Source organism: Psychrobacillus sp. Z16_25 (assembly GCF_056856695.1).
The window spans coordinates 130,164-151,913 of sequence record NZ_JBXEOV010000009.1 but is presented as its reverse complement, the minus strand read 5'-3'; the positions used below and the strand labels follow the sequence as shown (position 1 = coordinate 151,913).

Annotated in this window: 23 protein-coding genes; 17 read left to right on the top strand and 6 right to left on the bottom strand. The window is 37.9% G+C overall.

Translation table 11 applies throughout. The annotated features are described in order from the left end of the window. Positions 1-148 precede the first annotated feature (148 nt). Positions 149-1,336, top strand: a complete 1,188-nt coding sequence (gene megL / locus AC1VU3_RS11375) for a methionine gamma-lyase (protein ID WP_480387332.1) — start codon at positions 149-151, stop codon at positions 1,334-1,336. A gap of 69 nt (positions 1,337-1,405) precedes the next feature. On the opposite strand, the gene AC1VU3_RS11370 is transcribed toward megL, so the two are convergent. Both AC1VU3_RS11370 and hisJ read right to left on the bottom strand, forming a co-directional pair. Beyond that, positions 1,406-1,885: a GAF domain-containing protein gene (locus AC1VU3_RS11370; RefSeq protein ID WP_480387333.1), complete on the bottom strand. Its 480-nt coding sequence runs from the start codon at positions 1,883-1,885 to the stop codon at positions 1,406-1,408. 15 nt (positions 1,886-1,900) lie between these two features. Further along, positions 1,901-2,698, bottom strand: coding sequence for a histidinol-phosphatase HisJ (gene hisJ / locus AC1VU3_RS11365; protein ID WP_482983531.1), 798 nt, complete (start codon positions 2,696-2,698; stop codon positions 1,901-1,903). A gap of 149 nt (positions 2,699-2,847) precedes the next feature. On the opposite strand from hisJ, the gene ezrA reads away from it, so the two are divergent. The 5 genes from ezrA (at position 2,848) to rarD (ending at position 8,724) form a co-directional block, all read left to right on the top strand. Beyond that, positions 2,848-4,548: a septation ring formation regulator EzrA gene (ezrA, locus tag AC1VU3_RS11360; RefSeq protein WP_480387335.1), complete on the top strand. Its 1,701-nt coding sequence runs from the start codon at positions 2,848-2,850 to the stop codon at positions 4,546-4,548. A 428-nt stretch (positions 4,549-4,976) separates the two neighbouring features. Beyond that, positions 4,977-6,110, top strand: coding sequence for a cysteine desulfurase family protein (locus AC1VU3_RS11355; protein WP_482983530.1), 1,134 nt, complete (start codon positions 4,977-4,979; stop codon positions 6,108-6,110). A gap of 6 nt (positions 6,111-6,116) precedes the next feature. Then, positions 6,117-7,319: a tRNA uracil 4-sulfurtransferase ThiI gene (gene thiI / locus AC1VU3_RS11350; protein ID WP_482983529.1), complete on the top strand. Its 1,203-nt coding sequence runs from the start codon at positions 6,117-6,119 to the stop codon at positions 7,317-7,319. 80 nt (positions 7,320-7,399) lie between these two features. Further along, positions 7,400-7,597: an alpha/beta-type small acid-soluble spore protein gene (locus AC1VU3_RS11345; protein ID WP_480387338.1), complete on the top strand. Its 198-nt coding sequence runs from the start codon at positions 7,400-7,402 to the stop codon at positions 7,595-7,597. 209 nt (positions 7,598-7,806) lie between these two features. Then, positions 7,807-8,724: an EamA family transporter RarD gene (gene rarD / locus AC1VU3_RS11340; RefSeq protein ID WP_482983528.1), complete on the top strand. Its 918-nt coding sequence runs from the start codon at positions 7,807-7,809 to the stop codon at positions 8,722-8,724. On the opposite strand, the gene AC1VU3_RS11335 is transcribed toward rarD, so the two are convergent. After that, the gene (locus tag AC1VU3_RS11335) at positions 8,719-9,519 is read right to left on the bottom strand and encodes an NAD kinase (RefSeq protein ID WP_482983527.1); all 801 of its coding nucleotides are present in this window, start codon (positions 9,517-9,519) and stop codon (positions 8,719-8,721) included. The genes rarD and AC1VU3_RS11335 overlap by 6 nt on opposite strands. A 102-nt stretch (positions 9,520-9,621) precedes the next feature. Between AC1VU3_RS11335 and sppA the strand changes: the two genes are divergently transcribed. The 5 genes from sppA to AC1VU3_RS11310 all read left to right on the top strand — a co-directional run bounded on the left by sppA (position 9,622) and on the right by AC1VU3_RS11310 (position 14,001). Beyond that, on the top strand, positions 9,622-10,632 hold the full coding sequence (gene sppA / locus AC1VU3_RS11330; RefSeq protein WP_482983526.1) for a signal peptide peptidase SppA: 1,011 nt from the start codon (positions 9,622-9,624) through the stop codon (positions 10,630-10,632). Between the two features lie 11 nt (positions 10,633-10,643). Then, the gene (locus tag AC1VU3_RS11325) at positions 10,644-11,219 is read left to right on the top strand and encodes an RDD family protein (protein ID WP_482983525.1); all 576 of its coding nucleotides are present in this window, start codon (positions 10,644-10,646) and stop codon (positions 11,217-11,219) included. Positions 11,220-11,252: 33 nt separating this feature from the next. Next, positions 11,253-11,756: a thiol peroxidase gene (tpx, locus tag AC1VU3_RS11320; RefSeq protein WP_482983524.1), complete on the top strand. Its 504-nt coding sequence runs from the start codon at positions 11,253-11,255 to the stop codon at positions 11,754-11,756. Positions 11,757-11,813: 57 nt separating this feature from the next. Beyond that, entirely contained in the window at positions 11,814-12,746 is a 933-nt protein-coding gene (locus AC1VU3_RS11315; RefSeq protein ID WP_480387344.1) for a class I SAM-dependent methyltransferase, read from the top strand. A 64-nt stretch (positions 12,747-12,810) separates the two neighbouring features. Further along, complete coding sequence (locus tag AC1VU3_RS11310) at positions 12,811-14,001, top strand: acetate kinase (protein WP_480387345.1); 1,191 nt, start codon at positions 12,811-12,813, stop codon at positions 13,999-14,001. A 278-nt stretch (positions 14,002-14,279) separates the two neighbouring features. On the opposite strand, the gene AC1VU3_RS11305 is transcribed toward AC1VU3_RS11310, so the two are convergent. Then, the gene (locus AC1VU3_RS11305) at positions 14,280-14,723 is read right to left on the bottom strand and encodes a universal stress protein (RefSeq protein WP_480387346.1); all 444 of its coding nucleotides are present in this window, start codon (positions 14,721-14,723) and stop codon (positions 14,280-14,282) included. 185 nt (positions 14,724-14,908) lie between these two features. Between AC1VU3_RS11305 and ald the strand changes: the two genes are divergently transcribed. The 3 genes from ald (at position 14,909) to AC1VU3_RS11290 (ending at position 16,883) form a co-directional block, all read left to right on the top strand. Further along, on the top strand, positions 14,909-16,021 hold the full coding sequence (ald, locus tag AC1VU3_RS11300; protein WP_482983523.1) for an alanine dehydrogenase: 1,113 nt from the start codon (positions 14,909-14,911) through the stop codon (positions 16,019-16,021). A gap of 173 nt (positions 16,022-16,194) precedes the next feature. Next, positions 16,195-16,548 carry a fluoride efflux transporter CrcB gene (gene crcB, locus AC1VU3_RS11295; protein WP_482983522.1) on the top strand — a complete coding sequence of 118 codons (354 nt, stop codon included), beginning with the start codon at positions 16,195-16,197 and terminating at the stop codon, positions 16,546-16,548. Further along, a complete protein-coding gene (locus tag AC1VU3_RS11290) occupies positions 16,542-16,883 on the top strand; it encodes a fluoride efflux transporter FluC (RefSeq protein ID WP_480387349.1) in 342 nt (113 codons plus the stop codon). Before crcB ends, AC1VU3_RS11290 begins: the two co-directional genes overlap by 7 nt. A gap of 216 nt (positions 16,884-17,099) precedes the next feature. On the opposite strand, the gene AC1VU3_RS11285 is transcribed toward AC1VU3_RS11290, so the two are convergent. Then, positions 17,100-18,191, bottom strand: a complete 1,092-nt coding sequence (locus AC1VU3_RS11285; RefSeq protein WP_480387350.1) for a M24 family metallopeptidase — start codon at positions 18,189-18,191, stop codon at positions 17,100-17,102. 108 nt (positions 18,192-18,299) lie between these two features. Between AC1VU3_RS11285 and AC1VU3_RS11280 the strand changes: the two genes are divergently transcribed. Both AC1VU3_RS11280 and AC1VU3_RS11275 read left to right on the top strand, forming a co-directional pair. Next, the gene (locus AC1VU3_RS11280; protein ID WP_480387351.1) at positions 18,300-18,989 is read left to right on the top strand and encodes a metal-dependent hydrolase; all 690 of its coding nucleotides are present in this window, start codon (positions 18,300-18,302) and stop codon (positions 18,987-18,989) included. Between the two features lie 56 nt (positions 18,990-19,045). Continuing rightward, the gene (locus tag AC1VU3_RS11275) at positions 19,046-20,353 is read left to right on the top strand and encodes a DRTGG domain-containing protein (RefSeq protein ID WP_480387352.1); all 1,308 of its coding nucleotides are present in this window, start codon (positions 19,046-19,048) and stop codon (positions 20,351-20,353) included. 53 nt (positions 20,354-20,406) lie between these two features. Here AC1VU3_RS11275 and AC1VU3_RS11270 read toward each other — a convergent pair whose 3' ends face one another. Then, a complete protein-coding gene (locus tag AC1VU3_RS11270) occupies positions 20,407-20,715 on the bottom strand; it encodes a YtpI family protein (protein ID WP_480387353.1) in 309 nt (102 codons plus the stop codon). A gap of 92 nt (positions 20,716-20,807) precedes the next feature. Here AC1VU3_RS11270 and AC1VU3_RS11265 point away from each other — a divergent pair, with 92 nt between their 5' ends. Then, positions 20,808-21,737: a DHH family phosphoesterase gene (locus AC1VU3_RS11265; protein ID WP_480387354.1), complete on the top strand. Its 930-nt coding sequence runs from the start codon at positions 20,808-20,810 to the stop codon at positions 21,735-21,737. Positions 21,738-21,750 lie beyond the last annotated feature (13 nt).

The window sequence follows — 21,750 nt, the reverse complement described above, 5'->3', positions numbered from 1 at the left end:
TAAATTCTTCACTATATTTAGCCATAGAAAAACACCCCAAAAGTTAGTTTTTACTCTAACTTTTGGGGTGCAGCACCTAGGCGAGCTTCTTTTCTTTTTTCTGCTAAATGTGTAAACTATATGTAAGCGTTTACAAAGGAGTGTATGTATGAAGAAACAAATAGTAGAAAAAGAGACAGTCATTATCCATGAAGGTTATGAAACAGCTAAACACTTAGATAGCTTAGCAGTTCCGTTGTACCAGACCTCTACCTATGCATTTGAAAATGCAGAACAAGGTGCAAAAAGATTTTCTGGAGAGGAAATGGGAGGAATATATTCAAGACTAGGAAATCCAACGGTCCAGGTATTAGAGGATAGAATGGCAGCGTTAGAGCACGGTGAAGGGGCACTGGCTTTTGGCTCTGGGATGGCCGCCGTTAGTACTATATTAGTTTACTTGACGAAGGCAGGAGATCATATCTTATGTACAAGAGGGATTTATGGCTGTACATTTGGTTTACTGAATATAATGGAGGAAAAGTATAATATTTCTCATGATTTAGCGGCGTTAAGTTCAAAAGAAGAAGTAGAAGCTGCAATCAAACCTAATACAGCTTGTATTTATATAGAAACACCGATAAATCCTACAATGGAAATTGTGGATATTGAAATGATTACCGAAATTGCAAAAAAGCATCATATCCCTGTGGTTGTAGATAACACGTTCTCTTCTCCATATCTTCAAAATCCTTTAGATTTAGGAGCAGATTTTGTATTACACAGTGCAACAAAATATATTAATGGTCATGGAGATGTCATTGCTGGTCTTTTGATAGGGAAAGACAAAGAGGAAATGGTAAAAATTAGATCAACTGTTCAAAAGGATTTTGGCGGGATTATTTCCCCATTTGATGCATGGCTTTTAATTAGAGGATTAAAAACCCTTCATATAAGAATGGACAGACATAGTGAGAATGCTGAAAAAGTTTTTCGATATCTAAGTGGTCAGGACAAGGTGGATAGTATCTTTTATCCGTTTGACCCTATGAGCCCACAATATGAGATTGCTAGGCGTCAAATGAAAAATGGGGGAGGATTAATATCTTTCAACATCAAGGGCGGGGTGGAGGTAGCCCAAAAGTTTATGAATAAGTTGAAGCTTATTAAAATAGCTGTAAGCTTAGGAGATGCTGAGACATTAATACAGCATCCTGCTACCATGACACATTCTGTCGTGCCTGAGAAGGAAAGAAACGCAATGGGCATCACAGACGGTATGTTAAGGTTGTCAGTTGGATTGGAAAATGTAAAGGATATTATAGACGACCTTGAAAATGCATTTTCTTCTATATAACAGGTAATAGAAAAGCTACTACCCAAGATCATGTAAATCCTTGTGTAGTAGCTTTTCCTTGTTATGGAGTTATAAGTGCTTAATCAGCACTTGAATAAATTGCCCCAGTCCTTTTGCATCTTCTTGGGAGAAACGATTTTTAATAGGGCTATCAATATCCAGGACTCCTATTAATTCCCCGTCTTTTACGATTGGTAAGACAATTTCTGATTGAGAAGCAGCGTCACATGCTATATGTCCAGGGAATTGGTGGACATCTGGAACTATGATTGTTTCCTGTGTTTCTGCAGAGGTCCCACATACCCCTTTTCCAAGCGGAATCCGAACGCAGGCAGGGAGGCCCTGGAATGGTCCAAGGACAAGCTCTCCATTTTCCACCAAATAAAAGCCTACCCAATTAATTTGATCAAAAAACTGATTGAGCAGTGCAGAAGCATTGCTTAAATTAGCAATGACATTTGGTTCGCCAGTTAAAAGTGCATCTAGCTGTTTTGCAAGCATTGTATAATTAGCGGATAAATCTTGTGAGTAAGTTGATTTTGTGAACATTGATACATCTCCATTCTAGTATAAGCATTCAAATTGCTTATAAAATTGATGTAAATCCTTAACTTGATGGGCGTCCGAACCAAATATGATAGGAATCCCAAGTACTCGTGCCTCGTGGACGAAGGGAAGAGGAGGATAGCTCTCTCTACAATATGGCTTCGCAAGGCCGGCGCTATTTAGGTCGAGTTGTAGATTGCTATTTTTTAATTCTTGTAGGATTTCTCGAATATATTGCTGGTCGTTTATTTTCTCGGATAGTGCTAATTGGAATTTATGAACAAGTGTAATATGTCCAATCCTTTTCGGTTTATATTTTCCAAGTTCACTCTTTATTGAATCCATCACTGTTTTATAATACAATTTATAGACGGATAATGGTTCACCTGTAAGTTGAACAAACTCAAGGAAGGTTTCCTTCGAGTAATCAATACATACGTATTTTTGCTGATAATAAAGAAAATGAACTGATAGAATTGCATCATCCAAATATTTTCCATAAGTATCTAGAAATTTAGTAGTTTCCTCTTCGAAATTAGAAATATAATCCACCTCAAGACCGGTTGATATAACAATATCTTGTTTGTATTGCTTTTTCAACTGTTCTAAATCTGAGATGTAATTTTCTAATTGCTGGAGGTCCATGCCACTATCCTTTTGAGGGGTTGGATCAAGGAATCCTGCTGGCAGTGGGGCATGCTCTGTGAACGTGATTTCCTCAAATCCATGTTTAATTGCTTTTTCTATATATCGATGGAAGCTATCTAGTGTACCATGAGGACAATAGGGTGTATGAATATGCCCATCTTTTTTCATATATTGACCTCCTTTTGAGTATGAAGTATATTTTATGACAAATTTCATAGTTTTTATCATGTTTTATGAAACAATAACATAAAAAGCATGGTAAGATATAGAGTAAGATATTAAATAGTATTTTTTGATTTTGGAACAGGGGGCTTACGATGAAGTATATCATCCCAGCAGTCATTATACTTTTAGTAATTGCAGTAATTGCGTTTATTATAAGAAGAAAGCATACAACAGAGATCGCCAGGTTAGAGCATGAAAAACATCAAATTCAAAATAAACCCATTTTAGAAGAGATGACAAAGGTCAAGCAACTGAATATGAATGGGCAAACAGAAGAGATGTTTGAAAGATGGCGTAATACTTGGACGGAAGTTATGGATGTCCATATGTCTAAAATAGACGTCCTCTTGTTTGATGCAGAGGAATGTGTGGATAAGTTTATGTTTATGAAAGCCTCTAAGATAGAAAAAGAGCTCCATTTTCTAATTTCCACTTGTGATGATAAAATGAATGGAATTTTGAAAGAATTAGAAGAGCTTATCGGTAGTGAGGAAAAAAACAGAATAGAAATTGAACAGTTAAAAGAACAGCACCGTTCAGCAAGGAAAACTTTGCTAGCGCACCAATATTCTTTTGGAGAAGCTGCAAGACCATTAGAAGAAAAGCTCGAGTCCTTTATCCCTCTATTTGAACAATTTGATGAGTTAACTGACACAGGGAATTATTTAAAGGCTAGGGAAATCGTTATATCTATACAAGACGAGGCTCAAAGATTCTTCCATAAGATTCACCAAATTCCTACCCTTCTAACCGAGTTGCAGCATAAAATTCCGGCTACTATTCATGAATTGCGTGTCGGGCAGAGAGAGATGGAAGAGAGCTCTTATTATCTGCAGCATCTGGAAATGACGAATAAGCTGGATTCTTTAGAGAAGGAGCTAATCGAGCTTAAGGCGGATATTGTCCAGTTAGAGGTAGCAAGGCCTTTGGCTAGAGTGGAAGAGATAAAGGATGAAATTGATACACTATATGACTTGCTTGAAAAAGAAGTGATAGCTAAGAAGTTTGTGGACGTTCATAAAGCTCAAACAGAAAGTCGTCTAAAAGAGGTGACGTCTGTCACTAGAGCAATAAGTGAAGAAGCGGCATATGTACAGCAAAGCTATCGACTTCCGGAGAAAGAGGCAGAAATCCCTCAAAGCTGCTTAAAGGAGTTAGAGGAGCTTGAGAAGCGTTTCTCTATTCTTTCATTACGAGTACAGGAAGAAAAATCTGCTTACTCCAGCTTGCAAGAAGAGCTACATGAGATTGCAGAGGAAATAGATCGTTTATATGAGGAGCAGGACCGATTTGCAAATCGTTTAAAAAACCTGCGAATTGATGAAAACAAGGCAAGAGAGAAGCTTGACGAGTTAAAGTTATTGCTTCATGAAACGGATCGAATGATTCAAAAGGCAAATCTTCCGGGGATTCCCGAAGAGATGGATGTTCGATTAGAAGAAGCAGAAGAGCATATTTATATTGCTATGCAAAGTCTTCAAGAGGTACCTCTAAACATGACATTGGTGGATAGTTATTTAGTAAAAGCAGAAGCATGCATGGAAGAGGTTCATCAAAAAGCAAAAGAAATGCTAGAAAATGTAGAGTTAACAGAGAGAATTATTCAGTATGGTAATCGTTATCGAAAAACGAATCCTGAAGTTCACGCTCGTCTGCTCGAAGCAGAGGAAGCATTCAGACAGTTGCGCTATGCAAAGGCATTAGAGGATGCTGCAACAGCAGTGGAGGAAGTAGAGCCAGGTGCCTTGAAGAAAATTGAAAAGCTGATAAAAGAGGCAGCTTGGCATACATAATACGACAGTGAAAAATGAACATGTTAACCGGAAAAATACCACCTCACATGGAAAAGTGAAGGTGGTTTTTTTCCGAGTCAAAATCCTCGTATGCCTTTTAAAGGTTCTATAATATTTGTTGAGGGTATTTATACAAATTATATGAAATAGCCCAAATCACATATTTTATATACCTGAATTGACTAGAAAGAAGTTATAGAAAGGTGATTTGTGCACTATCAAGCAAATGTATTGCTGAATTATGTATGCGACAGACTCCACCGGGAATAGCTCGTGCGGAAAATCAACTTTTATCGTGACATGGCACGATAAAAGTTAGTTGGAGCCGTGCCCGCGGAAAGCGTCCGCCTGTAATGGAGATCAACGGGACTTTATTAGGATAGGACACTACTCAACATTTGACTTATAACCTAAGAAGGAGTGAAAAAATGATTTATCTTGATAACAGTGCAACAACCAAGGCTTCCAAAGAAATATTGGAAACATATGTTGCAATAAATGAACAATATTGGGCCAATCCCTCTTCCATCCATTTATTTGGTCATAAAACAAATGAACTTTTAGAATCAGCTAGAGGCCAAGCGGCTACCATATTAAAGACGGCCAAAAATAAAATCTATTTTACCTCTGGTGGAACTGAATCAAATAACCTCGCTATTTTTGGCCTTGCAAATAGATATCGATCTAGAGGTAGGCATATATTGGTCTCCGAAATTGAACATCCTTCGGTTTTAGAGGCTGCAAGAAGATTATCTACACTAGGCTTCGAGGTGGAATGGATTCCAGTTGGCGAGGATGGTGTGGTGGACATAGAGGCATTTGCTTCCTTGCTAAGAGAAGATACCGTTTTGGTTAGCGTAATGCATATAAACAATGAAACTGGGGCCGTACAACCAATTAAAAAAATTATTAGCCTAACAAGAGAGGCGAGTAGGGCGGTAATTCATGTAGATGCAGTTCAGAGCTTCGGAAAACTTCCTATAAACTTTAAGCTATATGATATAGATGCGCTTACTATTTCCTCTCATAAAATCCATGGACTAAAGGGGTCTGGCTTACTAGCGTTAGCTGAGAATAAAGAAGTAGAGCCTATAATCTTTGGGGGTGGACAGGAAAGTGGGATTAGAAGTGGAACCACTCCCGTTCCGTTAGCTGTTTGTACCGCAAAGGCAATGAGATTAGCGGATGAAGGATTGGAAGCAAATCAATTAAAAATGTGGAATATGTCTAATTCGCTTATCCCATTTTTACAGAAATTTAAGGATGTAAAAATAATATCACCTGAGCAGAGAGCTCCTCACATCCTTACGTTGTCGGTAAGAAATATAAAGGGTGAGGTTCTAATCAATGCGCTGCAAGAAAAAGATGTGATAGTATCTACTAGTAGCGCTTGTTCCTCTAGACAAACAAAGACAAGTCATGTATTACAAGCGATGCATCTGTCCGATGAGTATATAAACGGAGTAATAAGACTAAGTGTCAGTCACGAAAATACAATGGATGAGATAGAGCAATTTAAACACATATTTAAAGAAGCGATGAGCGTCATCAAAGGAGACTAGAGATAGATGAAATGGGAAAAGATATTAGTTAGATATGGCGAGCTTTCTACAAAGGGGAGAAATAGAAAGCAGTTTATCAATCATTTAAGAAATAACATTAAATTTTCATTTGCAGACTTACCGAATATAAAAATACAGGCAGAACGTGATCGTATGTTCTTAACTTCAACGGTGGATGCCGAAATAGAAGAATTAATTAAACGATTACCAAATATATTTGGCATCCAATCCTTCAGTCCAGTGGCTTCTTGCGACAAAGAGTTAGACACGATCAAGAAGGCAGCCCTTCAGATAATGGAGAACCTACCTACAGAGGGTCAAACGTTCCGAGTTACCGTGAAACGGACGGACAAGTCATTTACTTTGGATACTTATGAGTTGCAAGCGAATATTGCTACTCACGTCTTAAGAGCGTATCCTTCTTTAAAGGTGAAGATGAAGCAGCCGGATATTGACCTAAGAATTGAAGTGTTAAGCGAGGCAGTGTATATGATGGCCCAAGTCATCCCGGGTGCTGGTGGTATGCCTCTAGGATCTAACGGTCGATCACTTCTCATGCTTTCTGGAGGAATAGATAGCCCGGTAGCAGGTTATATGTTAATGAAGCGAGGAGTAAGAATAGACGCAATTCATTTTCATAGCCCGCCATTTACTAGTGAACGTTCAAAGGAAAAAGTGATGGATCTAGCTAATATACTGAGTCAATTTGGTGCAACTGTTAGACTTCATATCATACCTTTTACAGAAATCCAGCAAAGTATACAAGCACAGATTCCTGAAAATGTATCAATGACAACTACAAGAAGATTGATGCTGAAGATTGCGGATCAAGTGAGAGAAGAAATAGGAGCACTTGGAATAGTAACTGGAGAGAGCTTAGGCCAGGTAGCTAGTCAAACTTTAGAAAGCCTGACAGCTATTAATGCAGTTACCACAACGCCTGTCTTAAGACCGCTTATCAGCATGGACAAACTAGATATTATTGATATCGCGCGTCATATTGGCACTTACGATACATCAATCCTTCCATATGAAGATTGCTGTACAATCTTTACTCCATCTTGTCCAAAAACGAAGCCTAAGCTTGAAAAGGTGGAATACTATGAGAGTTTTAGGGATTATGATGTGATGATAAAGGATGCAATAGAGAAACGAGAAATCATCTCGTTCCCTCAGAAAAAAGAAAAGGAATTTCACGATTTCCTTTAATCTTAACAAAATATACCTCTCCTCCTTGTACATAAATTAGGGTCAAAAGACCATTCTAATCTCACAAGGAGGTGAGAAACATGCCAAACAACAACGAACTTCTAGTACCAGGAGTACAACAAGCAATTGATCAAATGAAATACGAAATTGCACAAGAATTTGGTGTTAACCTTGGTGGAGAAGCTACATCGCGTGCCAACGGATCCGTAGGCGGAGAAATTACTAAGCGATTAGTACGTCAAGCACAACAACAAATGAGCGGTGGCTTTAAAGCTTAACCATTATAGGAAAGCCGGTAGAATTTATTCTACCGGCTTTTTGATGTTCTAAATAAGGAATAGGAAAGCACCGATGTAGTGATAACTATCATCGGTGCTGTTGTTCTTTTCCTAGCCATTTTTTTAATAAGATAAACCTGTTTACTGTATGCTGAGAAAGTCATATAATTATTTTAATATTTCGTTTTTCAAAATAGTGAGGTGTTTAGATGGAGTCTGAAGAGCGGCATGGCATTTTAGCGGTTATTATCGCTTATTCTTTATGGGGATTTATGCCTCTTTATTGGAAGGCTCTTTCCCACGTATCGAGTGAAGAGATACTAGCCGGTCGCATCATCTGGTCATTTGTATTCACAATCGTAATCGTTTTGATTGGACGCAATTGGAGAGTACTTATACGTGATCTACAGGAGTTAAGGAAAAATAAGAAGTCGTTTTATAGCCTTTTTCTGGCCTCTTATTTAATTGCAGGGAACTGGTTTATCTATATATACGCTGTCAATGAGGAATATATTGTCCAAGCTAGCCTTGGCTACTATATCAACCCATTATTTTCTGTAGTTCTAGGAATATTATTTTTAAAAGAAATATTATCTCCGGCCCAGAAACTTGCCGTTGGTATGGCTGGTCTGGGTGTTGTATTGCTTATTATTACTTATAAAGAAATACCTTGGATTGCTCTCGCCTTAGCAACAACCTTTGCTTTTTATGGTTTAATCAAGAAGCATATTGCAATTGACGCAATAAGGGGACTAACGATTGAAACATTATTTGTCCTGCCTGTGGCATTGCTGTATTTTGGTTATTTGTTAATAAACAATGAGGCAGTATTCTTTACTAGTGATACAAAGACTATGTTATTAATAATTTTTACTGGTGCTGCTACAGCTATACCACTTATTCTCTTTGCCAAGGGAACAAAAACCATGCCTCTATATATGTCTGGTTTTTTTCAGTATATAGCTCCAACTATTATGTTGTTAGTAGGTGTGTTTTTATATAACGAGTCATTCAGTAAAATGGAGTTCTTTTCCTTTTCACTCATATGGCTTTCTCTGATTGTTTTTACATTCTCGAAAGTATTGGAATATAGGAGAAAGAAGTTAATCCCTTTAGGTGATTTATAAGAATGATCGTTTGATTTTGTCCCAAAAGCTATTATTTTTTAGCTTCACAGTTTTCACTATAGCATCGCTTAGCTTAATAGAAACTGATTCTACACGCTGGATGCTTAGTGCTTCATTATCGGTACTCATAGACGGAAATGAATTTGTCTCTGGTGGTAGGTGTAAATCAAGCACACGATTGCCGCTTAGAATAAAAGAGGATCCTAATGTTCTAAATTCGTTATTATTTACAGAGGCAATTTCAGCAACTTGAATACATGGGATCAGTGGATCAACAATTGCTCCATTTAAAGATTTATTGTATCCAGAGCTACCAGTAGGTGTGGAAATAACCATTCCATCTCCGCGGAATCTTTCAAATCTCTTTCCGTCCACATAAACATCCAAGTCGAAAGCTCTGACGATGTTGGAACGAATAGTAAATTCATTTAAACAAAGGAACTTAGGCTGCTTATCTACAGATACCTCTAATACTGGATACTTTCTTACTTCAATATTTTGATTTAAAAGTGCCTCAGCCATTTCTTCGATATTCTCTACGTAAAAATCGCAATACATATGAAGAGCATCTGTAAGAGAAATTCCTGCATAGAGACAATCTTGACGAAACTCTGTTTTTCTTACCGCTTGCAGGAATGTGGCATCTGTTCCGATGCTAACGATGATAGAAGCATTTTTGTGGTCATCTTCTACTTGGAATCCATATTGCTTAATTAAAGAAGTTACTTCTTTCTTTCTTTGAAGAGATTCCGTATCGTTTTTTGTGTAAAGATAGATTGTGTTTCTTGTTGACATATTTTTTACTCCTTTATAAAAGATATTATTTATTTTATCATTTAATGAAACATTTACTCACTATTTTCGTATGAAATAATGCAGGGAAAAGGAGGAAATAAAATGAATATGAAAAGGTGGTTTGCCATACTAGGGGCATTCCTATTATTAACCGTGTCAATTTTTGTTAATACTCTTTCGAGTGTGTTTTCCACAGACTGGGCAACTTTAATGGATGAAATGGCTAGTGCTAGTGGAACTGAGTTTTATGAGACGGTATTAGAACCGGGAAGTGGTTCAAATAGAATTGCATTGTTAACAGTAGATGGAACTATTCAAAATACAGGTAGTGCGGGCTTGTTTGCATCTGAAACATATAATCATCCATTTTTCATGCAACAGCTGGAGCAAGTGAAGGCAGATGACTCAGTTAGTGCAATCGTACTTTCCGTAAATACTCCAGGCGGAGGAGTTGTAGAGTCTGCTGAAATTCATCGAAAACTCGTAGAAATACAGCAAGAAACTGAAAAGCCTATTTATGTATCTATGGGTAGTATGGCTGCGTCGGGTGGATATTACATATCAGCTCCCGCCGACAAAATCTTTGTAACAAAGGAAACGTTGACGGGATCTATTGGCGTTATTATGCAAGGAGTCAATTATGGGGAGCTTGCAGAGAAATACGGAGTAGAGTTTGTAACGATTAAATCTGGAAAATATAAAGATATAATGAGCGCCACTAGAGATATGACAGAAACAGAAAGAGGAATGCTTCAAGAGATTATTGATGACTCTTACGAAGGATTTGTAGACGTTATAGAAGAAGGGCGTAATATGACGGAGCAAGAAGTGAAAGAGGTCGCTGATGGACGTATTTTAAACGGCAGACAAGCTATTGAGGCTGGTCTAGCGGATGAATATGGCTTCCTTGAAGATACGGTGGCAGCGATAAAAGCAGACTATCAATTAGAGGATGCTGAAGTATTCCAATACGGATTCTCACCAAGCTTCAGTTCATTATTTGCTATGAAAGCTCAATCATTCTTAGGTGTTGATATTGAAACTCAAATGATTGCAAAGCTAATCACTGATAACAGTGCACCAAAAATGATGTATCTCTATGGAAATGAATAGGAGGGAATATTATGACAGAAAACCATCATCCAGAGGTGCAAGGTAGTGAGCCTGTCAAACAGCAGGTGCTTGTACAGCGAACGGAGAAATTTGAGCATAAGTTTGCTGGTTTCTGGATTCGCTTTTGGGCATACACTGTTGACCTCCTAATCTTATCAGCTGTCGGAATGCTATTATTTAAACCAATTTTCCGACTGTTTTCTTGGGATATTGATAATCCTTTTTGGTATGCACCTTATACATTGTTAACCGCAACTGTTTTTTATCTATACTTTGTATTAATGACAAAGTTCTGGTCTCAAACAATCGGTAAAATTATTTTTGGTATAAAGGTAATTGCCAAGGACGGTTCCAAACCATCTTGGGGAACGGTTATTTTTAGAGAATGGATTGGACGATTAATATCTATCATCCCGATGAACCTTCCTTATCTAGCGGTAGCTTTTACACCTAAAAAACAAGCAATACATGACTTTATTGCTGATACCCTCGTTGTGCATGAGGCAGTCTACGACAAAAAAGAGATTGTAACATATAAAAAGGTGCCTGTACTTGCAAATGAGTTGCAAGAGCCTAAAGAAGTTTAGTAAGATAAAGTTATTGAAAAGGAGGCTACAATCATGGCACAAGTAACATTTAAAAATAACCCAGTAACCTTAGTAGGAGAAGAGGTTAAGGTAGGGCAAAAAGCACCTAACTTTACTGTGTTGGCAAATGATTTGTCACCTGTAACCCTGGCTGATACAGCTGGAAAAATTCGTTTAATTAGTGTAGTTCCTTCCCTTGATACTGGAGTTTGCTCAACACAAACTAATAAGTTTAATGAAAGTGCTGCTAGTTTAAGTGACGATGTAGTAATTTTAACTATATCTGTTGACTTACCATTTGCACAAAAGCGCTGGTGTGGGGCAAATAATGTAGCTGCGGTTCAAACATTATCAGATCACAAGGATCTTTCCTTCGGTAAGGCTTACGGGGTTCTTATGGAAGAACTAAGATTACTTGCGCGTTCTGTGTTCGTAGTGGACAAAAATGATACGGTAACCTACGTGGAATACGTAAGTGAAGGTACTGAACATCCAGACTATGAAAAAGCAATTGAAGCTGTTAAAGCATTAAGCTAATCAAACACATTAAAAGGAACCCACTCTTTGAGTGGGTTTTAATATGAGGGATAATAAATGACATCAAACGTAGAACAAATTTTTACTTTTATTGATCGAGAAAGTACTTTCATGGAAAATCAGGAATCTGCAACTTACCTGGAAGGAGTTGTATTTGCACTTGAATTATGGCTGGAAGGGAAAAGGTTGCCAGAAATAACATCACCTAAGAAAGAGGAAGTTCGTAAGGCAATTCAGCTTGCCATTTTAAAAGGTATGAACAAGTCCACTCAGCCAAATCATCAGATGACTCCGGATGCATTAGGTTTGTTGGTAAGTTACTTAGTAAACATCATGAATAAGGACAAAGAAAAAATTACTATTCTTGACCCTGCCTTAGGGACAGGAAATTTGCTTTATACCGTTATGAATATGCTTTCTCAACCAGCTAGTGCCTATGGAGTAGAAATTGATGAGTTATTAATACAGCTCGCTGCACAAACTGGGGAGCTTTTGGAACAAGACGTCCAGCTATTTAGACAAGATGGCCTTAGACCTTTATTTATCGATCCAGTTGACATAGTAATCAGTGACTTGCCAGTTGGATATTATCCAGATGATGAAGTATCAAAAGATTACCAATTGAAGGCGACTGAGGAAATGTCTTATGCTCACCATCTGTTTATAGAGCAATCTATGCGATATGTGAAAGAAGGTGGGTACTTATATTTCTTCGTGCCTGCTAGTCTTTTTGAGTCTAAGCAATCTGCTCAGCTGCATAAATTTATAAAGGAGCAGGGGTGGATAGAAGCAGTACTGCAGCTTCCAGATTCACTTTTTAAAACAAAAGGTCAAGAAAAAAGTCTGATAATATTGCAGAAGAAAAGCGATTCTTTGAGAGCTCCGAAGGACGTATTATTGGCAAAGGTTCCAAGTATGTCCAATAGAGAGGCAATGGTACTATTTTTGGAAAAAATTAATACGTGGCAAAAAGAGAAATCCTCTATGTAAAGTGTTGCTTGCTTCCTTTCTGCAAGGTACAATCATTGTACTTATTCAGAAAGGGGCGTTGTTAATGCCGAAAATATTAGCTGTAAACGCTGGCAGCTCTTCTTTAAAATTCCAATTATTTGAGATGCCACAAGAAACAGTCGTTGCAAAAGGATTAGTAGAACGTATAGGTCTATCAGATCCCTTTTTTACCATGACAACAGAAAATGAAAGAATTCAAATGACAGAAGTGATTGAAAATCATGAACAAGCTGTCGCTCTTTTGATCCGCATGCTGGTTGAAAAAGGAGTTATTGAGAAACTAGAGGATATTGAAGGTATTGGACACCGTGTGGTACATGGTGGTGAACAATTTAACCAGTCCGTGTTAGTCGATGAAAGGGTAATCGAGGTTATAGAAGACCTTGCGGATTTTGCTCCTTTACATAACCCAGCTAACGCAATAGGAATTCGTGAATTTAAGAAGGTTCTACCTAATGTACCGACTGTAGCTGTTTTTGATACTGCTTTCCATCAAACGATGCCTGAAAGCTCCTTCTTATATTCCATTCCTTATGAGTATTATGAAAAGTATGGAGTAAGAAAATATGGTTTCCATGGAACTTCTCATAAGTATGTTTCTCAACGTGCTGCAGAGATGTTAAAGAGACCGATTGAAAAGACACGCTTTATCTCCTGCCATTTAGGTAATGGAGCAAGTATTGCTGCGATTAAAGGCGGGGTATCCATTGATACATCTATGGGCTTTACACCATTAGCAGGTGTTACAATGGGAACTAGATCCGGAAACGTTGACCCTGCATTGATTCCTTACTTAATGGAGAAAACAGGAAAAAGTGCTGAAGGTATTCTAGATGTATTAAACAAAAAATCAGGTCTACTAGGAGTTTCAGGATTTTCTAGTGACTTGAGAGATATTGTTTCTGAAGCATCAAAAGGAAACGACAGAGCACAGCTTGCATTAGATGTATTTGGAAGTAAAATTCATAAATACATTGGATCTTATGCAGCTAAAATGGATGGTGTAGATGCAATCATCTTTACTGCTGGTATTGGTGAAAACAGTGATGTAGTACGTGCGAAGGTTCTTCAAGGACTACAATTCATGGGCGTTTATGTGGATCCAGATTTAAACAAGCTGAATGGAAAAGAAGGCTTTATTAACTTCCCTCATTCTCCAGTTAAAATCATGGTAATCCCAACAAACGAGGAGATTATGATCGCTCGTGACGTAATGGATCTTGCAGGATTGTAAGTCTCTGATAGCTTATAGAGAAGATAAAGTCCTTTAGAGGAAGTTACGCTAAAATAATACATGATCTTAGAAACGAGTATGTGAAAGTTTATCTATCACATACTCGTTTTTTTACTGATTGAATGGTATGAGATTAAAACGAAGCCTAAGTAATTAAGGGATATGCTTAGGATATTGTTTTGTTGGAAAAGGACAATAAAAAACGGATAGACGGCAGGGGAGCCTGCGTGTCTATCCGTTTTTATTTAAGATAAGAATTTATTTAGATGCTTCCTATCTTATTTTACATCATCAGTACGAACAACTAAAACATCACATTTTGATGAACGTACAATGTACTCAGATACACTTCCGATTAGGAATCTTTCCATTGCATTTAATCCAGTAGCTCCACAGATGATTAAATCTGCTTCTACTTTGCTTGCAATATCTTTAGAAATCATGATTTTTGGTGATCCGTATTCAACAATAACTTGAACATTTTCCACGCCAGCTTCTAAGGCTTCTTTTTTATAGCCTCCAAGTAGGTCCTCCGCAAAAGTTTGTGCTCTTTCAGCGATAGAACGGTCATAGGCTTCGATTGCCGCAAAAGAACGTGTATCAATGATGTTTACTAAATGTAGAGTTGCATTGTTTCTTTCAGCAATTGCAACCGCCTTTTTAAAGGCATATTCCGCCTCCTTAGAACCGTCTACAGCTACTAGAATGTGGTTGTACTTCATTTGAATTTCCTCCTTTTTATTTACACTATATAATTCGATAATATTCGTCAGATTCCTCCCAATTCTAAGAGTTTATTTAGGCAAATTTGTGAACGTAAAAGATAAATAATTGGGCATTTTGAAAATATTAATGATAAAATAAGACTTGTTAGTAACCAATGACTATTTTAAAAGGAGATATAGGGATGCGTATAGGAATTCCAAAAGAAACGAAAAACAACGAAAATCGTGTTGCCATGACACCAGCTGGAGTAGTTAGCTTAACATTAAACAATCATGAGGTGTTTATTGAGACAGGTGCTGGCCTTGGATCTAGTTTTACTGATGAGGATTATATTGCTGCAGGTGCAACGATTGTAAAAACTGCACAAGAGGCATGGGACCAGGAAATGGTTATGAAAGTAAAAGAACCAACGTCCGCTGAATATCATCTTATTCGTGAGGAATCTATTTTATTCACTTATTTGCATTTAGCACCAGAGGAAGCCTTGACTAAGGTTCTATTAGAGAAAAAAGTGACTGCTATTGCCTATGAGACAGTTCAGCTACCAAATAATAGCCTTCCACTTCTTTCGCCAATGAGTGAGGTTGCTGGAAGAATGTCAACGCAAATAGGAGCGCAATTCCTTGAACAAATTCATGGCGGAAAAGGTATTCTTCTTGGAGGAGTTCCTGGTGTGCCGAGAGCGAATGTTGCCATTATTGGTGGAGGTATCGCTGGGACGAACGCTGCGAAGGTTGCGATTGGTATGGGAGCTAAGGTGACAATAATCGACCTGAATGCAGATCGTTTACGTCAGCTAGAGGATTTATTTGGTTCGAACGTTCAAACTTTAATCTCTAATCCATATAATATTGGAGAAGCGGTAAAAGCAGCGGATTTAGTAATAGGCGCTGTATTGATCCCGGGTGCAAAGGCTCCTAAATTGGTTACAGAGGAAATGATTAAAGAAATGACACCAGGTTCTGTAGTCATTGATATTGCAATTGACCAAGGTGGAATCTTTGAAACATCTGATAGAATAACAACACATGATAACCCGACATATATTAAACACGGGGTAGTTCACTATGCAGTTGCAAATATGCCTGGTGCTGTTCCTAGAACGTCCACAATGGCTCTTACAAATGCTACGGTGCCATATGCGGTTCAGATAGCTAATAAAGGCTATAAACAAGCCTGCTTGGACAACCCTGCTCTATTAAAAGGTATTAACACCCTGGCGGGACATATTACGTTCAAGGCTGTAGCAGAAGCTCAAGGATTACCTTATACAAACGTAACAACTTTATTATAATCTTACGAGAATCACCCAGTCCCTTAGAGGATTGGGTGATTTTGTGTTTGTTAATTAATAAGTTTCTTATATCTTCAATCTTCGTTCATTGAATAATCCTCTTTCTAAAGGCTAGGATAGAAATGATAGTGTTTAATCGCAATTATAAATGATATTAGAAATGGGTGTAATGGGTGTTATATGTATATATCGGGTTAGCTGGTGCCCTTGGTGCAATTAGCCGCTATTCGTTAGGATTACTTTTATTCCCGACGTCCTCCTTTCCTTTTGGAACATTATTTATTAATATAGCTGGTTGTTATCTGTTAGCTACACTTCTTTCTAGAAGTAAAAAAATACCAGATAGTATGAAGACAGCAATTGGGACAGGCTTTCTTGGTTCCTTTACGACATTTTCTACTTTAAGTCTTGAGACCGTTAAACTGGTTGAAAGTGGACAAGAGGCTATGGCGTTTTTGTATATATTGTTTTCTGTGCTTGGTGGAATGGTAGCTAGTAAGCTAGGGTGGAGGAGAGAAGTATGCTGAATCAATTGATATTAATTGGATTAGGTGGGGCTTTAGGAGCTGTAAGCAGATTTTATATATCTGGAAAATTAAATTCCAAAGCTGACTTCCCGATCGGTACACTGCTTGTTAATCTAGCGGGTTCTTTTTTCTTGGGTTTTCTTTGGGGATGGTTGGAAGGTGAACCATTCTATTTATTTGCTGGAATAGGTTTTCTGGGAGCATTGACCACATATTCGACCTTACATGTAGAGCTGCAAAAATTAAGTAAAAAGAAAGGATTATGGATTATCTATTTGCTTTCTTCTTATCTTGGGGGCTTTCTTCTGGCTTATGCAGGCTACCTCTTGATATAAAAGGGGTTGCTAACCAGTGCAGGAGCAAGACTGCATAACAGACATTACAAAAGAAGGAAGAGGGTGGGAAAAACTTATTTCTATCTTGATGGGTTATATCCTTTTGGTAATTTATTAATCAGTATCTACCTTTAAGAATAAGAAAGCACTTATGATTCTCCATATACGAAAGAATCATAAGTGCTGCTCAATTGTTTTATCCCAATCTCTAGATTTCTAGAGGATTATCAATTCTTTCGGGAACTTGGTTAAAACCTCTACTCCGTCTTTTGTAACGACCACATCATCTTCGATACGAACTCCTGCAATGTCTGGGTGATAGATACCCGGTTCAATGGTAAAAACCATACCCTCTTGAAGCTGAAGCTCATTTACTCCAGTAATAGAAGGATATTCGTGGACGGAAATGCCCAACCCGTGTCCAAGTCTATGCGTAAAGTATTCGCCGTAGCCAGCCTCGGAAATAATATCACGAGCGATTTTATCTAGCTCCATTGCAGAGATGCCTGGCTTTACAGCTTGTACGGCACTTTCTTCTGCCTTTAAAACTGTATGATAAATCTCCTTCATTTCTTCTGTAGGCTCACCGTATGCTACGGTTCTTGTAATATCAGAGCAATAGCCGTTGTATACAACACCTAAATCGAAAAGGATAAAGTCTCCCTTTTGTATTCTTCTTTCTCCCGGTGTTCCGTGAGGGGAGGCTGTCTTTTTCCCGCTTAACACCATCGTGTCAAAGGACATTTGACTAGCACCCTTTTCTTTTACTGCTTTTTCAATTGTGTTAAGTATTTCTAATTCTGTTTTTCCTTCTGCGATTTCTTTTACTCCAACTTCAATCGCATAATCAGCAAGTTCAGCAGCTTTTCGCATATTTTCAAGCTCTTTTTCAGACTTGATGACACGAAGCTCGTTAATTTTTTCGTCTACACGACTAACTTGTAACTCAGGAAATCTTTCTGTGATTGCTTCTAATCTTTCCACTGTTACATGTGATTTTTCAATTGCTAGTGTATGTAAACTACCAACCTTTTCTTTAATGGAATCAGCTAAGATATCCCAAGCATTATCCGTATCCTGGTGACCTATTATATCGTCCTTCCAGCCTGTCTCCACCGCGTCTGGCATTTCCATTTTCGGACAAATCAATAACGGAGCTGCATCTCTGAAGATGACAACACCAAGTAATCTTTCATGTGGATTACTTTTAAATCCCGTGAAATAAAACACATTATCCGGTGTTGTAATAAAGGCAGCATCTAAGTTGCTTGATTGAAGAAAACCTTGTATTTTATCAATAGGAGTCATTTGAGCACCTCTTTCATCATGATAAAAATAGCATACCAGATTAAAGGATTTCAGGCATCTGCGTTGAATGAAACAAAGGAAAGAATTTTATCAAAGGGAGAGATATTAATGAAACTTAGTTATCATGGACATTCCGTTGTGAAAATTCAAACCAAACAGCATACAATTATTATTGATCCGTTCATCAATGGAAATGAGCTAACAGATTTAGTGGCCGATGACGTAAAGGTGGATGCAATTCTATTGACTCACGGTCACGACGATCATGTGGGAGATACAGTTGCCATTGCAAAGAAAAACGATGCATTGGTAGTCGCTCCATTTGAACTTGCAAATTATTTAGGCTCTAAGGGAGTAAAAGTTCATCCCATGGGGATAGGAGGAGAGTATGACTTCGAGTTCGGACGGGTAAAATTAACACAAGCCTTCCATAGCTCCTCTACAACACGTGAAGATGGGACTTCCATATATTTAGGGATGCCTACAGGTATTATTTTTACAGCTGATGATGTAACTATATACCATGCTGGAGATACTGGCCTGTTTGGAGATATGAAGCTTATTGGTGAGAGAAATGAGATTGATGTTGCTTTCCTGCCAATTGGAAGTAACTTTACAATGGGTCCAGAGGATGCTGCTTATGCGGCAGAATTGATAAAACCTAAAATTGTAGTGCCAATTCATTTCAATACTTTTCCACCGATAAAACAGGACCCACAGCGATTTAAAAATCTCGTGAAGGGTGTGCAGGTGCAAGTACTTTCAGCTGGTGAATATGTCCATTTAGAACTTCAATAGAAATCAACTAAAATGTGGTACAATAGGACGTATAACAATCGTTTGGATGTGACTACATGGTAACAAAACATGAGCAAATTTTAGCTTATATTGAAAACCTTCCTGTTGGAGATAAGATTTCTGTTAGGCAAATTGCTAAAGATCTTTCTGTCAGTGAGGGTACTGCATATAGAGCAATAAAGGAAGCAGAAAACAGAAGGCTTGTTAGTACGATTGAACGAGTAGGAACTATACGAATCGAATTAAAGAAGAAGGAACACTTTGAGCGTCTAACATTTGCGGAGGTAGTAAATATAGTAGATGGACAAGTGTTAGGTGGGAAGAGTGGCCTTTATAAAACATTAAACAAATTCGTGATTGGTGCGATGAAGCTTGAGGATATGATGAGGTATGTAGAGCCAAGCAATTTACTAATCGTAGGGAATCGATTTAAAGTTCATGAAGCTGCTCTATACGCTGGCGCAGCAGTATTAATCACTGGAGGCTTTGATGTGTTAGAAAGCACGAAAAAGCTGGCAGATGAATTAGAGCTCCCTATTATTTCAACAAGCTATGATACCTTTACCGTAGCCACGATGATCAACCGTGCAATAGATGATCAGCTCATCAAAAAGGATGTTCTGCTGATTGAGGATATTTATATTTCCTTGGAGGATACTCACTTTTTATATACAACAGATCACGTTAAGCAATACAGAGAGTTAAATGACGAAACCAGTCATGGAGGCTTCCCAGTAGTAGATAAATCAAACAAACTAGTGGGAATCGTTACTGCTAGAGACGTTATTGGAAGGACAAGTAATGAATTGATTGAAAAGGTAATGACTAAAAATCCAATCTCTATCACTACGAAGACAAGCGTTGCATCTGCTAGTCATCGAATGATATGGGAAGGAATCGATTTATTACCTGTCGTAAAGGATAGCAATTATTTGGTTGGCGTAGTTAGTAGGCAGGATGTGTTAAAGGCCTTGCAGGCAGCTGCTAGACAGCCTCAGAATGGAGAAACCATTGAGGATATTGTGAAGCAACAAATAAAAGTAGCATCGGCGGATGATTATGTATTTGAATTTGTTGTTACTCCTCAAATGACGGATCATTATGGGACAATGTCGAACGGAGCTTTAACTATCCTACTGACAGAAACGGGCGCTCAATCATTGAAAATCCGAAAACGTGGGGAAAGTGTTGTAGAAAATATGACCATCTATTTCACTAAGCCAATCCAATTAGAAAGCCTTCTGCGGATTCAGGTTCGTTTTTTAGAGCTGAGTAGAAAAGTTGCCAAAATGGATGTAGAAGTTTATAACGATAAGCAATTAGTCGGAAAAGCAATGATTACTTATCATTTACTGGAAAGGTAAGGGCAATAAAAAAAGTAGGCAGAATCGCTCTTTCGATTTTGCCTACTTAAGAGTTATTGGTTTAGCTCAAGCTCTTCTTGTACAAACTTTCCATAGTGTTTTGCAGCTTTCCAGTTGTGATACATAAAATATACACCTAGAATGATGAATATTGCCGATACAATTACAGTAATGCCCGATTGATAAATATATAGGAAGTTACCACCAAATAATGCGATAAAAGCGCCTAGACATACTGAGGATTTAGCTGCATACCATTTCTTCCGAATTGGCAAATAAGTCCGAATTTGTTTCGTTTTGAAATATAAATACCAAACGAAAGAAACTATTATTCCTACTACCAATATTCCATTTATAAACATAACGAACCTCCAATAAAGATTAGCTTCTATTATTGTAAAGGTAAATATTCAAAAAGGCGAATAGTTAATATCACCAAATGGAGGGAAAAGTCTTGAAAAGACAAATCATAGACACAATCGAAAGCTACGACAAAATTATTTTACATAGACATGTCCGTCCTGACCCGGATGCATATGGGTCACAGATTGGTTTAAAAGAGCTAATTGCCTACAACTATCCTGAAAAGCAAGTTTTTGCGACTGGGACGCATGATAGTACGTTAGATTTTCTGGCATATCCAGATACAGTAGAGGAAAAAGAATTTAAAGATGCTTTAATTATTGTGACAGATACTGCTAACACAGAAAGAATTGATGATCAGCGATATTCATTAGGCAGCTATCTCATTAAAATTGATCATCACCCAAATGATGATGCATATGGGGACTTACTATGGGTAGATACAGATGCTAGTTCTGTAAGTGAGATGATTTGTGAGCTATTCGATGAGGGGCAAGCCTATAAAGGCTGGAAGATGAATAGCTCGACTGCTAGACTACTTTATGCTGGAATAGTAGGGGATACCGGCCGTTTTATGTTTCAAAGCACAACAGAACAAACGATGATTCAAGCTGGCAAGCTACTACGTTATGGCTTTGACCGCTCTGAACTATTTAATGGTATGTATGAGGTGGAAAGTAACCTTCTTCAACTCAAGGGCTATATCTATGAGAATTTTTCAATGGAAGATGGCGGAGTTGGTCACATGAAGCTATCTAGAAACCTGTTACAGAAATATCAAGTTGGAGAATCCGAGGCATCTTTACTTGTCAGCAGCCTATCTGAGGTAAAGGGTATGAGATGCTGGGTATTCTTTATAGAAGATGAAAAGGAAATAAGAGTAAGATTCCGTTCTAAGGGCCCAGTCATTAATGGCATCGCTAAGAAATACGGTGGTGGAGGGCACCCTCTTGCAGCAGGAGCAGCCATACAAAGCTGGACGGAAGCGGATCAAGTAATAGAGGACTTAAAAAAGCTTTAAATTGAGGTGTTAC

Bases quoted from the DNA above. Each gene is read 5' to 3' on its own strand.
- megL (WP_480387332.1), top strand. From the start codon at position 149: ATGAAGAAACAAATAGTAGAAAAAGAGACAGTCATTATCCATGAAGGT.
- AC1VU3_RS11370 (WP_480387333.1), bottom strand. From the start codon at position 1,885: ATGTTCACAAAATCAACTTACTCACAAGATTTATCCGCTAATTATACA.
- hisJ (WP_482983531.1), bottom strand. From the start codon at position 2,698: ATGAAAAAAGATGGGCATATTCATACACCCTATTGTCCTCATGGTACA.
- ezrA (WP_480387335.1), top strand. From the start codon at position 2,848: ATGAAGTATATCATCCCAGCAGTCATTATACTTTTAGTAATTGCAGTA.
- AC1VU3_RS11355 (WP_482983530.1), top strand. From the start codon at position 4,977: ATGATTTATCTTGATAACAGTGCAACAACCAAGGCTTCCAAAGAAATA.
- thiI (WP_482983529.1), top strand. From the start codon at position 6,117: ATGAAATGGGAAAAGATATTAGTTAGATATGGCGAGCTTTCTACAAAG.
- AC1VU3_RS11345 (WP_480387338.1), top strand. From the start codon at position 7,400: ATGCCAAACAACAACGAACTTCTAGTACCAGGAGTACAACAAGCAATT.
- rarD (WP_482983528.1), top strand. From the start codon at position 7,807: ATGGAGTCTGAAGAGCGGCATGGCATTTTAGCGGTTATTATCGCTTAT.
- AC1VU3_RS11335 (WP_482983527.1), bottom strand. From the start codon at position 9,519: ATGTCAACAAGAAACACAATCTATCTTTACACAAAAAACGATACGGAA.
- sppA (WP_482983526.1), top strand. From the start codon at position 9,622: ATGAATATGAAAAGGTGGTTTGCCATACTAGGGGCATTCCTATTATTA.
- AC1VU3_RS11325 (WP_482983525.1), top strand. From the start codon at position 10,644: ATGACAGAAAACCATCATCCAGAGGTGCAAGGTAGTGAGCCTGTCAAA.
- tpx (WP_482983524.1), top strand. From the start codon at position 11,253: ATGGCACAAGTAACATTTAAAAATAACCCAGTAACCTTAGTAGGAGAA.
- AC1VU3_RS11315 (WP_480387344.1), top strand. From the start codon at position 11,814: ATGACATCAAACGTAGAACAAATTTTTACTTTTATTGATCGAGAAAGT.
- AC1VU3_RS11310 (WP_480387345.1), top strand. From the start codon at position 12,811: ATGCCGAAAATATTAGCTGTAAACGCTGGCAGCTCTTCTTTAAAATTC.
- AC1VU3_RS11305 (WP_480387346.1), bottom strand. From the start codon at position 14,723: ATGAAGTACAACCACATTCTAGTAGCTGTAGACGGTTCTAAGGAGGCG.
- ald (WP_482983523.1), top strand. From the start codon at position 14,909: ATGCGTATAGGAATTCCAAAAGAAACGAAAAACAACGAAAATCGTGTT.
- AC1VU3_RS11290 (WP_480387349.1), top strand. From the start codon at position 16,542: ATGCTGAATCAATTGATATTAATTGGATTAGGTGGGGCTTTAGGAGCT.
- AC1VU3_RS11285 (WP_480387350.1), bottom strand. From the start codon at position 18,191: ATGACTCCTATTGATAAAATACAAGGTTTTCTTCAATCAAGCAACTTA.
- AC1VU3_RS11280 (WP_480387351.1), top strand. From the start codon at position 18,300: ATGAAACTTAGTTATCATGGACATTCCGTTGTGAAAATTCAAACCAAA.
- AC1VU3_RS11275 (WP_480387352.1), top strand. From the start codon at position 19,046: ATGGTAACAAAACATGAGCAAATTTTAGCTTATATTGAAAACCTTCCT.
- AC1VU3_RS11270 (WP_480387353.1), bottom strand. From the start codon at position 20,715: ATGTTTATAAATGGAATATTGGTAGTAGGAATAATAGTTTCTTTCGTT.